The following is a 12761-nucleotide window of genomic DNA, read 5'->3' as shown; positions in this document are numbered from 1 at the left end:
GTTTATAGTGTTTTTGTAATGATATTTCTCGCCAGCTCCCGGCAGGCGGCACGGTCGATCTTGCCGCTTCCGGTTTGGGGGATCTCGCTTACCTTTATGATGTGCCTCGGACGGAGGTACTTGGGCAGGCTGGCGAGAACCTCTGTTAGCATCTCACCTCGTAGGTTTGAGGCAAGCAGTAGCACGACCGCCTCTCCCAACCGAGGGTCGGGGGCGGCGGTGATGGCATAGGGGCGGTCGAGGTAGGGTCGTAGCCGCTCTTCCACCTCCTCGATCTGGATCTTGATACCTCCGCTATTGATGATATTATCTTTCCTTCCGATAATGGCGAAACTCCCGTCCGGCAGCAGGCGGGCGACATCGTTCGTCACCAGCCGCTCGTCGCAAACCAATGGGGCGTCTATCACCAAGGTATTGTCCGGTGACAAGGATAACGTCACCGAGGGGAAGGGATGGTAATAGGGCGAGGCTTCCGGCCCGTTCAGCCGGCGCAGGGCGATGTGGGACAGCGTCTCCGTCATTCCGTAGGTGGAATAAACCGTGTTTGGCATCTGCCGTATCTCCTGTTCCAAGGCCGCGTCGATCGCCCCGCCGCCGATAATCAGGATATCCGTTTGCTCCAGCCGCTTACGTTCCTCGGGTACTCGCAACGTATTGTAAACCTGCAAGGGGATCATGGCAACAAAGCGCAGGGGCGTATCCCCCCAATCCGCCAACGGGTGTCCGGAGGGTTCGCACACCTCCAGATCCAGTCCGGCGTATAGGGAGCGGACCACCATCATTTTTCCGGCTATATAGCGTAGGGGCATACATAACAAGGCCTTGTCGCCCTTCTTAAGCCCCAGATAATCGCAGGTAAGCCGGGCGCTGTTCAGCATCCGGTCCTTGCGTACTCGCATCCGCTTGGGCGTACCGGTGGAGCCAGAGGTCTGGACTTCCAGAAAAGGGGAGGGATCGTGCCATTCAGCTAAGAATGCCTGTAAATCTTCTTGTATCGGCATAGGTCAAAGGTCGTTGGTGAACCAGATGGTGTCTCCTTTTCGTTGGATCAACTTATGTTTATCGTCCTTGAAAATCTCGCCGGTTCCCAGACCTTGCGGTAGCGGGTTACCTAGCGTGGCGCACCATTGGGCGATAGCGTTCAGTCCGATTTGCGATTCCAGAGCGGAGGTGACCCACCATTTAGGTTGTTCAGGGGTACTCCCTAAGATAGTTTCCGCTAAGTGAACCCATTCCGTGCATCCGGCGATACCTCCGTGGAGGGAAGGCTTTAATATAATGTATTGGGGATGGATCGTTTCCAACAACCGCCGTTTCTCGTCCGGGGCGTTACAGCCGATCAGTTCCTCGTCGAGAGCGATGGGAAGGGGTGACTCTGCCGCAAGGCGTGCCATCTCTTCCAACTGCCCGGCACGGATAGGCTGCTCGATGGAATGCAAGTCCATCTCGGCGAGCCGCTTCAGTTTGTCCATCGCCTCCGAGGGGAGGAAAGCGCCGTTGGCATCTACCCGAAGCTCTATTTCCTTGGCAGAGAAATGCGCACGGATGTGTTTCAATAAAGAGAGTTCCCGGTCGAAATCGATAGCGCCGATCTTCAGCTTGACGCAGCGAAAGCCCTCCTTCATCTTTTCCTCTACCTGTTCCAGCATGTACTTATAATCGCCCATCCAGATCAGTCCGTTAATGGGGATACCCGCCTGCCCTCGCGAGAAGGGCGTGTCGTAATGCCGCCAACTACCCTGTTCATAATGACGCATGGCCATTTCCAATCCGAAAAGGATGGATGGGTAATGGCGCAAAGATTCGGTGTCAACATGCCCCTTCTGTTCCAGATCGAGGCAAGCCTTGGATAACGTGATCTCGTAATCCACTCCATAATCGCAACTGAGATCCGGCAGGGGGGCACATTCACCGATGCCAAAAGCCGAGGGTTCGTCTTCCTTGCGGATTCGGACCTCCCACAATTTCCGGGTCGTGTAAACACCCCGTGAGGTTCCTGCCGGTCGCTTGAAAGTCAAGCACCGGGGAACCACCTCAATCCTATATAACCTCTCCTTTACCATTCATTATTCATTCTTAACTATTCATTATTCATTCTCAATCCCCCTACGGGAATTTCGGGTAATCCTCGAAGCGTGGACGGCGTTTCTCCAAGAATGCCTTGCCGCCTTCCTGCGCCTCGTCCGTCATATAGTAAAGCATGGTAGCATCTCCGGCCAACTCTTGTATACCGGCCTGTCCGTCCAACTCGGCGTTCAAGCCCGCCTTGATCATGCGCAAGGCCAACGGGCTAAGCAACATCATCTCCTCGGCCCATTGAACGTACTCGTCCTCTAATTTATCCAAGGGGACTACCTTATTTACCAGACCCATATCCAAAGCCTCCTGCGCATTGTACTTGCGGCATAGGAACCAGATCTCACGGGCCTTTTTCTGTCCGACCACACGGGCGAGGTAAGAAGAGCCGAACCCGGCGTCGAAGCTACCCACACGAGGACCAGTCTGTCCGAAGATAGCGTTCTCGGAAGCGATCGTAAGGTCGCAAACCACGTGCAATACGTGTCCGCCGCCGATAGCGAAACCATTCACGGCCGCGATGACGGGTTTCGGGAGAGAGCGGATCTGCTTTTGTACGTCCAATACGTTCAAGCGAGGTACGCCGTCTTTACCCACGTAGCCGCCACGTCCTTTCACGTTCATATCGCCTCCCGCGCAAAAGGCCGTATCTCCGGCTCCTGTCAGAACGACTACGTTAATGTCCGGGCGTTCCCGGCAGATGTAAAAGGCGTCGCTCATCTCCGTGGTCGTAGTCGGGGTAAAAGCGTTGCGATACCGTTCCCGGTTGATCGTAATGCGGGCGATGCCGTTGTAGAAATCAAATAAGATCTCCTCATATTCCTTGATGGTTGTCCATTCTCTTTTCGTTTCCATATATTATATGTTTTGTGCTTGGGATGAATTTTTTAGTTGATGATAATATTCCTTGAGCAATCGTACGTCTTCTGCTTTGTCCGTGAAAACCTCCATGAATAGGGGATGTTCGCTCGGTTGCTCCGTTTGGGTAAAGGCGCTCATCGCCGCTGCCAACTCCTCGGCATTATGGACAGCGGAGTAGGAGAATCCCCTTTCCGTGGCCCATCCCTCCGCTGAGGTCTGGTGGGAGGCGGTAACGTAACGGTGCGTACGCTCGTTCATCTTGAATCCCGGCAAGGCTTGGAAGATCTCGCCACCTCCGTTGTTCAAGAGCAGGATGCGAAGGTTATTGTGCAAGTTACCGTTCCACAACGCGTTCATATCATAGAAGAAACTAAGATCGCCTATAACGATAAAGTTTAGTTTTTGCGAGGCCGAGGCGTATCCGATGGCCGTAGACAAGGAGCCTTCGATCCCGCTCGTACCTCGGTTACAACAAACCTCAACCGTCTCGGGTACGGTGTACAATTGCGCGTAACGTACGGTGGAGCTATTCCCCAAATGCAAGGCCGATTCAGCCGGAAGCGAGCATATCAAACCACCGATCGCCGCCATCTCGGAGTAAGCGAACTCCGGCTCCGGCAGGTTCCGGGATTTGTATTCCCAAGCCTTCGGATATTCAATCTGCCTATTCTCCAGCATATAAGCGATTTTCTCCAGAAACTCGAAAGGGTCCATCTCGATCACCGTGGTCAGGCTACCGAATAAATCCGCTACCTCTCCATCCAATGAGACATGCCAATGCTCCTTAGGCGGGTGTTTCCGCAAAAACTCTTTCAGCCGCTTGGAGACAATATGGCCACCGTAGGTGATTACGAGCTCGGGAACTAGCTTCTCTTTTTCCTCCTCCGGGGTAGCATACAGGATAGCGTCGAAATTCTTGATCGGTAATCCCGGTACGATACGGTTGCCGATGTGCTCGGAGAGCCAAGTGAAATGCTTGTATAGTAACTTGCATATTTTCTTCTCGAAGAGATAGATCAAGCTCATTTGTCCCGCTATCATCATCCGCTTGCTATATTTGTTCAAGCGCTCGATCAGGTCATCATATTTCCGGTCGTACACGTTCAAGCCTTGATAACGGGTGATTACCCGTACCTTCGGCAATTCGGGTGTCGTGAACTGAAATAAAGGCTCGGAGATCGGAACGTTGATATGCACCGGTCCTTTGCCGTGATGGTTCAGTTCCAACAACGCCTCGTTGATCAATCGATTGCAATACCATTCATCTTGATCCGTATGTATTTCCGGTAGCTGCACCGACTTCTTTACCAGCGAGCCGAACACCCCGGGTTGCGGCAAGGTCTGTCCGTCCATTTGCCCGATCCATGCGGCGGGGCGGTCGGCGGATATCACGACAAGTGGAACTTTCTGATAGAAAGCCTCCGCTACCGCCGGATGTATATTCAGCAAGGCCGTGCCCGAGGTACAGCAAACAGCCGCCGGCTTACCTCCGTGCAACGCTAGCCCTACGGCAAAGAATCCCGCGCTTCGTTCATCCGTCACGGAATGGCAATTGAAGAACGAATGGTTTGCCAATGTGTGCACAATCGGAGAGTTCCGGCTTCCCGGACATAGCACGATATTACTTACGCCGTGCTCTATCAGCAAGGCTACCAATTGAAGGATGTTCTTTTTATCGCTATACATTATATGATATAAAATTATAAATTACCCACTATTCTCCGCATCGTATCTAATTTATCCTCTGTCTCCTGCCACTCATCTTCTAGCTGCGAGGCCGCCAACAGACCGCCTCCGGCATACAGCGTAAAGGTTTGGGGGAGGATATTCATGCAACGGAGGTTTACGTACAGATCTGTTTTGCCTTTGGGATCCAGCCAACCGATGAAACCGGAGTAATAGCTACGATCGTACCCCTCATTCTCGATGATGAAATGATAAGCCTCCTCCTTGGGAAGACCGCAAACTGCTGGAGTAGGGTGTAATAGTTGAAGGACATCACCCAGCTTCTCGGGATTCGGCAAGGAGAAGAAGAAATCACTTTTCAAATGAGAAACCTCTCCGGCCCGGGCTGAATAAGGCCCCTTCTCCTCGGGAGTAATACCCAAGGTGGACAGCTGGCGGCGTATATAGGAGGCGACTAATTGCTGTTCTCTCCAATTCTTATGGTCCCAGCTTTTCGGTAATTTCCCGTCTCGTAAGGATTGGGTTCCGGCCAAAGCTACCGTTTGCCAGTCGCCTTTCTCGCCGGATAACAAGATTTCCGGTGTCCCACCCATCCAAGTTCCGGTTTCCGAGGTATGGCAAAGGTAGACATAGGAGCGGATATATCGTTCTTCCGCGGCGAAGAATGCCTTGCCGGGTGAGAAAGAGGGATCTTTCCAGATCGTTTTGCTACGGGATAGGACTAGTTTATCTTGGCTTCCTTTTAGCAAAGGGTTGGTAAACAGGGAGAAATGGTAAGCGTATCGTTCCTTCTCCTCGGATTCGGACGGGATTTCGATTTCATTCGAAGGGAATTCGTTTTTCTCTCGAGAGAAATCCCAATCGGATTCGGAGGGGATTTCAAAGCAATCCGGTTGGATTAAAACGATAGGTCGTTCCGCTGTCACCTGAAACGGAGCGATTACAAAACCGCTCCGTTCATTTAAGTCTTTTATGTCGTATAATAGGCAAGGAGAGCCGGCACTTTGCATCCTGAAATGGAGCCTATCCTCACCGGGAATACGCCAAATAGCGAAACTCCGGCCTTGCTTGATCAACGTGTCTATTATTTCGTAAGAATCTCTTGGAATCATTTCTTCTTTAGTATACTATTGATTACCCGTACAGAGGAAACCAGTTTGTCGGTAGAGGTGAATATGTCTACGTTCCACACATGGGATGAACGGCCTTTGTGGATAATCGTCCCGACGGCACGTACCGTGTCTCCCTCGTGGGCGGACGACATATGGCTGCCGCTAACTTGCATGCCGACTACCATCTCGTCCGGTTTCGCCAGAATCATGGAACCTAGTCCGGCCACGGTCTCTGCCAGAGCCAGTGTAGCGCCTCCGTGCAAGATACCGAAAGGCTGGCGGGTCCGTTCGTCTACAGGCATGGTCGCTTCCACACGATCCTCCGACGCATAGGTATATTGAATGCCTAGATTACCCATTAAAGCATGTTTGGCCCGTGCGTTTAGTTGATCTAACGGAACCTCTGTGGGTTTGATCGTGGCAAGGATCGCTTTCTCGATCGCTACCGCCACACCTTCCATATTATTGGGTAAGGTCGTGAAATCGGCACAAGCCTTTACGGAATCGCGTGCGTTACCCATCGCCACGCCGGTACCGGCTAATTGAAGCATGGATACGTCGGCCACGCCATCACCGATAGCGACAACCTCTTCGGTCGTGATATTCAGCATCTCCATCAATACCGCCAACGTATTTCCCTTATTGATGAAATGAGGAGCTACCTCCAAGAAATAGTCCTCGGAGCGGAAAGCTTCCAATACCCCGTCCAGACGTTTCTTCCAATGATTTTCGAGACCCACTAGATTGTTCTCGTCATCGCTGGTAAGAATACACTTACAGGGTGCGAAATCCACCGCTTCCGGGAAATTCTCCACACCGATGATGCGCATCTTATTGAGTTCGGCCTCCTCTTGGACATGTTTGTTTTCCGGGCTATCGGTTAGGATATAGTCCTTGTGATATGTGAAGATCGCGAAACCGTTTTCCTTCGCCTTCCGGTTTAAATAAGGAATCATGGCCGGATCGATTCGTTTCTCGAACATCAATTCTCCGGTCTGGGCATTGATGATCTGACCTCCGTTATAAGATAATATGAAACCACCGTAATGATTCAATTCAAGAGCCTCCGCCAAGGGTTGAACCCCGTTGGTGGGTCGGCCGGATGCCAATACAACATGAACTCCCATCTGCTGAGCCTTTAACAAGGCGGCATGGGTCCGGGGAGTTATCTCTTTCTTGTCGTTAAGCAACGTCCCATCTACGTCTAAGACTAATAATTTGTACTTCATGGCGTCTTATTTTTATGGTTTAGAATACAAATATACATAAAATAGTTGATAGTTAGAAGACATTTCCATGAAAGGAATTTACGTATATCGGCGCAAGCTCACGCCTATACTGGCGTAGCCCTACGGCACTACTGGTATAGGCGTATGCCGGTATAGGCATTGGCCTGTGTCGATACTGGTGTAAATGTCTCTGAAAAAACACGTACGTGTTCTCGCGAAAACATGTACATGTTTTTCGGAAAATACGTACGTGTTTTTTTTCAAAGCAATTCTTGGATGAAACGAGCCACTCCATCCTCATCGTTCGTGTATTGGGTGATGCGGTCGGCATTGGCCTTGACAGGGGGCTGGGCGTTGGCCATAGCGACTCCCAATCCGGCGAAACGGATCATGGATACATCGTTGAAACCGTCGCCGATAGCGATCACTTCCTCCTGTTTTATCCGGGTTCGCTCTAGTAAGCGGGATAACGAGGCGGCTTTGTCGATGCCTTTGGGGACAAGCTCCAGATAGAATGCCTCGGAACGATATACGTTGATACGTTTCCCTAATTCTTGGCGGAGCTTCTCTTCCAACGGTACCAACATCTCCGGTTCGCCTACCACCAAGCATTTATCGGCTGGCTGATGCAAATCCCGCAGAAAATCGTCGGTAGCCTTGATCTTCATTTTGGTTAAGAAAGATTCGTATTGTACGTATTTATTTTCCGGATGCTCGCTTAAGATATATTTACCGTTGTAGGAAAGGATAGCCAGTCCCGCTTCTTTGGAGCGGTTGTATAAAACAGGTACGATATCGGGTGGCAAAGCCTGTTCGAAAAGTACTTTGTCTGTCATCAAGTCGATCACCTTACCGCCGTTGAAGGAAAGGATAAAACCACCATATTGCTTTATGTTCAGTTCTTCGGCTAAAGGCACGATACCGTAGGTGGGCCGGCCGGAGGCTAAGACCAGATGCAATCCTTTTTCCTGCGCTTGCAGAAGGGTTTCCCTCGTAAATGGGGTGATCTCTTTTTTACTGTTTGTCAGTGTACCGTCTAAATCCAGTACCAATAATTTATAGTTCATGCTCTTGTTTCGTGTTGATCGTGATTATTTTACCTCTTTGGGAGATATAATTATAGAGTTCTTTATAAAATGCGTGCCGGGTAAGGGTGGAACCGTCTCCCAAGATCATCAGTTTCATACGGGCACGGGTGATCGCTACGTTCATGCGCCGCAAGTCGTTCAAGAAGCCTATCTTTCCATCCTCGTTGGCCCTTACCAAACTGATCAAGATGACATCGCGTTCTTGCCCTTGGAAACCGTCAACGGTGTGTACGGTGATCAGTCTGCGTAAAGGCTTGAAGAAAGCGTCTTGTTTGATCAATTTACGGATGTATTGTACCTGCGCCTTATAAGGGGAGATCAATCCGAAGTCGATATTCTCTTCCAGCACTCTCTCCTTGGATATTTTCTGTATATAGGAGCGTAATTGTTCCACGAGCAATTCCGCCTCTTGCCTGTTGACACGGCTCATGGTCTCCTCTCTCGCATTTTCCGTGAAATCGCACTCGGACGTATCGAACCATACGATGGGAGTGTCCAGTCGCAAGATTCCCCGCCCACTTACCTCGGGAGCGGATTCGAGTTCGTTATGATAGAACCATTGGGAGGAGAAGCGCATGATATCCTCGTGCATACGATATTGGATCTTCAGGAGAGAGACCGTTTCCGGTTTCGTGTGGGCTATCTTTTGCATCAAGGTACGTCCTAAGCCTTCTCGTTCCGCTTCTATACATTTAATAGTAGGGGGCAATTGGTGATGATCGCCCGCTAGTATGACCCGGTCTGCCTTGCCGATCGCTATCCAGCAAGCGGCTTCCAAGGCTTGGGCGGCCTCATCGATAAACAAGGTCGTGAAGTGCCGGTTCATCATGACCCGGTTTGCGGAGCCAACCAAGGTGCAAGCGACAACACGAGCCTCGTCGAACAGCTCTGTATCGATCTTGACTTCCAGTTCGGTCGCCCGGAATTTCAAACGGGAGAGGCGGTTTCGGATCGTATCCCGTTCCTCCCGGCTTTTCTTTCGCATATTGGATTGTATATCCCGTACCGCTTTCCGGATGCTCCATAACTCGGGATAATCCGGATGCGACTCGAAACGGCGTTCATATGTGAAAGAGAGCATCTTGTCATTGATACGAGTGGGGTTCCCGATGCGCAGGACGTTAATGCCTCTATCTACCAGTTTCTCCGAGATGCAGTCTACGGCGGTATTGCTTTGAGCGCAAACGATCACTTGATTCTCCCGGTGAAGGGTCTCGTAAATGGCTTCCACCAAGGTGGTTGTTTTCCCGGTTCCGGGAGGGCCGTGTACGATAGATACTTGTTTCGCTCCCAATACCTTATTTACGGCTTCTTCCTGAGAACGGTTCAACCAAGGGAAGCGGATCGGGAATAATTCCCGCTGTCCCGGTTTTTCCTGCCCCAGCAATACATCCCTAAGATGAGAGAGTTGGTTGTTTTTTGCCCGCATCACGTCCGAGAGAGCGGAAAACATCGTTTTATAGCTGGTCTCGTCGAAGTAGAGTTGCACGCCGAGATCATTGCTTTTTCCTTGTATATCCATCAAGGCGGAAGGAGTGGGGAGAACTACCACCATCCGGTCCTCTTGCACGTAGCTGATCGTGGCGGAGAAATCCAGATACTTAAATTTACCACTGATATCTGCCGTAAAGAAGCAAATCGGGCGCCCGTACTCAAAATTATGCTCGATCTCCCGGTCTTCTGTCCTTTCGATCTCGATCACCAATTGGTTTAAGGAGTTATAATAACTGCGTCCCGGAGTGACCGGATACCAACAGAGGCCCTGCGCCACTCGTTTTCGCAAACCCGTACGCTCGGATTGCTGTCGGTATGTTTCCTTCTCATATTCATATTCTTTCTGCAGGAGATCATATTGATGTTGCAAATCTACAAGCGGCGATGAAATTCCCATTCCTTTTTCAATTCTATTAATCGGATAAATACAGCCCGGGCGTTCTAGGTCCCGAAGTAGGCGACAAAAGTACTAAAATTATCGTTCCGTACCCAAGTTGCGGTAAGTAAAGAAAAAGAATACCGCTAACGTTGGTAGTGTCTATAAAATTCCTAATTTTGTACGAAAACTAATATCATAAAAAAATGAATGAGAACGATGCTTTTTATAACGCATTAATAGATGTAGCTGCTTGGGATAAAGAGAATACCTTAGATCGTTTTATGAATAGTGATAGCCTCTTCAAAAAGTTTCTATATAAATTTATTACTACAGACGGTTCGTATGTGAAATTACGGAGCTCTTTAGTAGAGCGGGATTTGGAGAATGCCAAGCTATATTCGCATACCTTGAAAGGGATAGCCGCTAATTTAGGTCTGGTAAATCTATTCGATGTATCGAATAATATACTATCGCTGTTGAGAGAAGGGAATCTGGAAGAAGCGTTGCGTTATGAAGATGCATTGGGAAAACAATACGATGCCTTGCGAGATATCGTTGTTGAGTTTTGTTCTTAATCTATTGTATATTAACTATCTAATTCTAAATAAAGACTATCAGTATGGATACTATCATAAAAACTCAAATTATAGATTTGATTCACAGGGAGGTAATCCCTGCTATCGGATGTACGGAACCTATTGCCGTGGCTTTGGCGGCCGCAAAAGCGGCGGAAGTGCTGGGGCGTAAGCCAGAGAAGATAGAGGTTTATCTGAGCGCCAATATCCTGAAGAATGCCATGGGAGTAGGAATCCCGGGGACTGGCATGGTGGGGTTGCCTATCGCTATCGCTTTGGGATCGATCATCGGTAAGTCCGCTTATGGGCTAGAGGTGCTGAAAGACTTGACTCCGGAGGGATTGAAAGAAGGTAAGGAAATGGTCTGCAAGAAATGTATCAGTATAGACCTAAAAGAGAATGTAGATAAACTTTATATCGAAATTATAAGTTCTGCAGGGAACGATCGTTCAAGGGTGATCATTTGCCATGAGCATACCCATATAATATATGTAGAGAAAAACGGGGAGGTATTGACTGATTTACGTACGGCAAACGCTTCTGGCGAGGAAGTATGTGAGAATAAGGATTTACGTCTTTCCTTCTCTATGGTCTATGAGTTTGCCATGGAAATGCCATTGGATGAGATTCGTTTTATTTTAGAAACGGCCGAGTTGAATAAGAAAGCTGCCCAAGCTTCCATGAAAGGCAATTACGGACATACCGTAAGCAAGACAGTCTCGGGTGCTTTCGGCCGTAAGTTCATGGGAGATTCCGCTTATACGCATATGTTGATCATGACTTCCGCCGCTTGCGACGCTCGCATGGACGGCGCTATGATCCCGGTGATGAGTAATTCGGGAAGCGGTAATCAAGGAATCGCCGCTACGCTTCCGGTTCTTTCTTTCGCCGAGGATATCCAATGCTCGGAAGAGCAACTGATCCGTGCGTTGATGTTAAGCCATTTGATGGTGATCTATATCAAGCAAAGTCTGGGACGCTTGTCCGCCCTTTGCGGTTGTGTGGTTGCCGCTACGGGAGCGAGTTGCGCTATCACCTATTTGATGGGAGGAAATAAGGCGCGGATTTCTTATGCGATCAAGAATATGATCGGTAATATTACCGGAATGATCTGTGACGGTGCCAAGCCGAGTTGCGCGATGAAAGTATCTAGTGGCGTATCTACGGCGATGCTTTCCGCTTTGATGGCCATGGAGGATAAGGTGGTGACTTCCGTGGAAGGTATCATCGATGAGGATGTGGATAAATCGATCGCGAACTTGACCGCTATCGGTTCTAAAGGAATGGAGGCGACGGATCGTCTGGTGCTGGACATCATGACCGGTAAATCTTGTTAATGGGATTCTATGGAGGAGGCACCAAAGGCGAGGAAAAAAGAGATTATGCGAGTGACACTTTTAGGGTCATTCGCTAATTTTGTTTTATTGGTATTCAAGTTCGTGGCGGGTATCTGGGGGCATAGTAGCGCTATGATCGCCGATGCGGTGCATTCGTTATCTGATTTCGTAACGGATATAATCGTACTTCTTTTTGTCAATATATCTTCCAAGCCGAAGGACGAGAGCCATGATTACGGGCATGGTAAATACGAGACTTTGGCGACTTCAATTGTCGGTATCGTCTTGCTTTGTGTAGGTTTTGGCCTTTTCTGGGAGGGAGCGAACAAGATTTATGACTTTTATTTCAAGGGGATTCCGTTGGAAAGTCCGGGAATGATCGCTTTAGTTGCTGCTCTTATCTCTATCGTGATCAAGGAATTACTGTATCATATTACGGTTTGGGTAGGAAGGAAGCAGAATAGTCAAGTCGTTATCGCTAACGCTTGGCATCATCGCTCGGATGCCTTTTCCTCGATCGGTACGGCTTTAGGTATCGGAGGGGCGATTTTGTTGGGGGATAATTGGCGTGTGCTGGACCCGTTGGCGGCTGTGATTGTCAGTTTATTTATCGTAAAAGTAGCCTTACAACTAGTGATCCCGGCGATTAATGACTTATTGGAGAAATCTTTGCCGAAGGAGGTGGAGGATGAGATCTTGGCGATCATTAGTGAGGTTCCCGAGGTAAAGAGCCCGCATAATCTACGTACCCGCCGCATCGGTAATAATTTTGCTATCGAGGCGCATATACGGGTGGACGGACAGATAACCGTGACTCGTGCCCATGACTTGACGAAAGAGATCGAACAGAATCTGCGTGATAAGTTCGGTCAGGCTACGCACATCGCTTTGCACGTGGAACCAATTAAATAAACGAATTGTTAT

Annotated in this window: 11 protein-coding genes; 3 read left to right on the top strand and 8 right to left on the bottom strand. The window is 49.4% G+C overall.

The window, feature by feature from the left end:
* Positions 1–2: 2 nt before the first annotated feature.
* The 8 genes from DW033_RS02885 to DW033_RS02850 form a co-directional block, all read right to left on the bottom strand.
* Positions 3–1001 (bottom strand): AMP-binding protein, encoded by a 999-nt coding sequence (locus DW033_RS02885; RefSeq protein ID WP_048927315.1) that lies wholly within the window; start codon positions 999–1001, stop codon positions 3–5.
* Positions 1002–1004: 3 nt separating this feature from the next.
* Entirely contained in the window at positions 1005–2063 is a 1059-nt protein-coding gene (locus DW033_RS02880) for an o-succinylbenzoate synthase (RefSeq protein WP_122382424.1), read from the bottom strand.
* Positions 2064–2106: 43 nt separating this feature from the next.
* Positions 2107–2931, bottom strand: a complete 825-nt coding sequence (gene menB / locus DW033_RS02875; RefSeq protein ID WP_005856861.1) for a 1,4-dihydroxy-2-naphthoyl-CoA synthase — start codon at positions 2929–2931, stop codon at positions 2107–2109.
* 3 nt (positions 2932–2934) lie between these two features.
* Positions 2935–4623 (bottom strand): 2-succinyl-5-enolpyruvyl-6-hydroxy-3-cyclohexene-1-carboxylic-acid synthase, encoded by a 1689-nt coding sequence (gene menD, locus DW033_RS02870; protein ID WP_122382423.1) that lies wholly within the window; start codon positions 4621–4623, stop codon positions 2935–2937.
* A gap of 14 nt (positions 4624–4637) precedes the next feature.
* Complete coding sequence (locus tag DW033_RS02865) at positions 4638–5735, bottom strand: isochorismate synthase (RefSeq protein WP_122382422.1); 1098 nt, start codon at positions 5733–5735, stop codon at positions 4638–4640.
* Positions 5732–6964, bottom strand: coding sequence for a Cof-type HAD-IIB family hydrolase (locus tag DW033_RS02860; protein WP_005862246.1), 1233 nt, complete (start codon positions 6962–6964; stop codon positions 5732–5734). The genes DW033_RS02865 and DW033_RS02860 overlap by 4 nt, the downstream gene beginning before the upstream one ends.
* A 260-nt stretch (positions 6965–7224) precedes the next feature.
* A complete protein-coding gene (locus DW033_RS02855; RefSeq protein WP_005862248.1) occupies positions 7225–8031 on the bottom strand; it encodes a Cof-type HAD-IIB family hydrolase in 807 nt (268 codons plus the stop codon).
* The gene (locus DW033_RS02850; RefSeq protein ID WP_048927311.1) at positions 8021–9943 is read right to left on the bottom strand and encodes an AAA domain-containing protein; all 1923 of its coding nucleotides are present in this window, start codon (positions 9941–9943) and stop codon (positions 8021–8023) included. The genes DW033_RS02855 and DW033_RS02850 overlap by 11 nt, the downstream gene beginning before the upstream one ends.
* Positions 9944–10128: 185 nt before the next feature.
* Here DW033_RS02850 and DW033_RS02845 point away from each other — a divergent pair, with 185 nt between their 5' ends.
* Genes DW033_RS02845 through DW033_RS02835 form a run of 3 tightly spaced genes read left to right on the top strand, consistent with a single transcriptional unit; the run spans position 10129 to position 12749 of the window.
* Positions 10129–10500 carry an Hpt domain-containing protein gene (locus tag DW033_RS02845; protein WP_005856873.1) on the top strand — a complete coding sequence of 124 codons (372 nt, stop codon included), beginning with the start codon at positions 10129–10131 and terminating at the stop codon, positions 10498–10500.
* Positions 10501–10544: 44 nt separating this feature from the next.
* Entirely contained in the window at positions 10545–11837 is a 1293-nt protein-coding gene (locus tag DW033_RS02840; RefSeq protein ID WP_048927310.1) for a serine dehydratase subunit alpha family protein, read from the top strand.
* Positions 11838–11846: 9 nt separating this feature from the next.
* Positions 11847–12749: a cation diffusion facilitator family transporter gene (locus tag DW033_RS02835; RefSeq protein WP_009017469.1), complete on the top strand. Its 903-nt coding sequence runs from the start codon at positions 11847–11849 to the stop codon at positions 12747–12749.
* Positions 12750–12761 lie beyond the last annotated feature (12 nt).

Origin of the sequence: Parabacteroides sp. AF39-10AC (assembly GCF_003635405.1) — a bacterium.
GTDB classification, from domain to species: domain Bacteria; phylum Bacteroidota; class Bacteroidia; order Bacteroidales; family Tannerellaceae; genus Parabacteroides; species Parabacteroides distasonis.
This window is presented reverse-complemented; position numbering and strand designations above follow the sequence as displayed.

Excerpts from the sequence above, each read along its gene's own strand:
- DW033_RS02885 (WP_048927315.1), bottom strand. The coding sequence starts at position 1,001 with ATGCCGATACAAGAAGATTTACAGGCATTCTTAGCTGAATGGCACGAT.
- DW033_RS02880 (WP_122382424.1), bottom strand. The coding sequence starts at position 2,063 with ATGGTAAAGGAGAGGTTATATAGGATTGAGGTGGTTCCCCGGTGCTTG.
- menB (WP_005856861.1), bottom strand. The coding sequence starts at position 2,931 with ATGGAAACGAAAAGAGAATGGACAACCATCAAGGAATATGAGGAGATC.
- menD (WP_122382423.1), bottom strand. The coding sequence starts at position 4,623 with ATGTATAGCGATAAAAAGAACATCCTTCAATTGGTAGCCTTGCTGATA.
- DW033_RS02865 (WP_122382422.1), bottom strand. The coding sequence starts at position 5,735 with ATGATTCCAAGAGATTCTTACGAAATAATAGACACGTTGATCAAGCAA.
- DW033_RS02860 (WP_005862246.1), bottom strand. The coding sequence starts at position 6,964 with ATGAAGTACAAATTATTAGTCTTAGACGTAGATGGGACGTTGCTTAAC.
- DW033_RS02855 (WP_005862248.1), bottom strand. The coding sequence starts at position 8,031 with ATGAACTATAAATTATTGGTACTGGATTTAGACGGTACACTGACAAAC.
- DW033_RS02850 (WP_048927311.1), bottom strand. The coding sequence starts at position 9,943 with ATGGGAATTTCATCGCCGCTTGTAGATTTGCAACATCAATATGATCTC.
- DW033_RS02845 (WP_005856873.1), top strand. The coding sequence starts at position 10,129 with ATGAATGAGAACGATGCTTTTTATAACGCATTAATAGATGTAGCTGCT.
- DW033_RS02840 (WP_048927310.1), top strand. The coding sequence starts at position 10,545 with ATGGATACTATCATAAAAACTCAAATTATAGATTTGATTCACAGGGAG.
- DW033_RS02835 (WP_009017469.1), top strand. The coding sequence starts at position 11,847 with ATGGAGGAGGCACCAAAGGCGAGGAAAAAAGAGATTATGCGAGTGACA.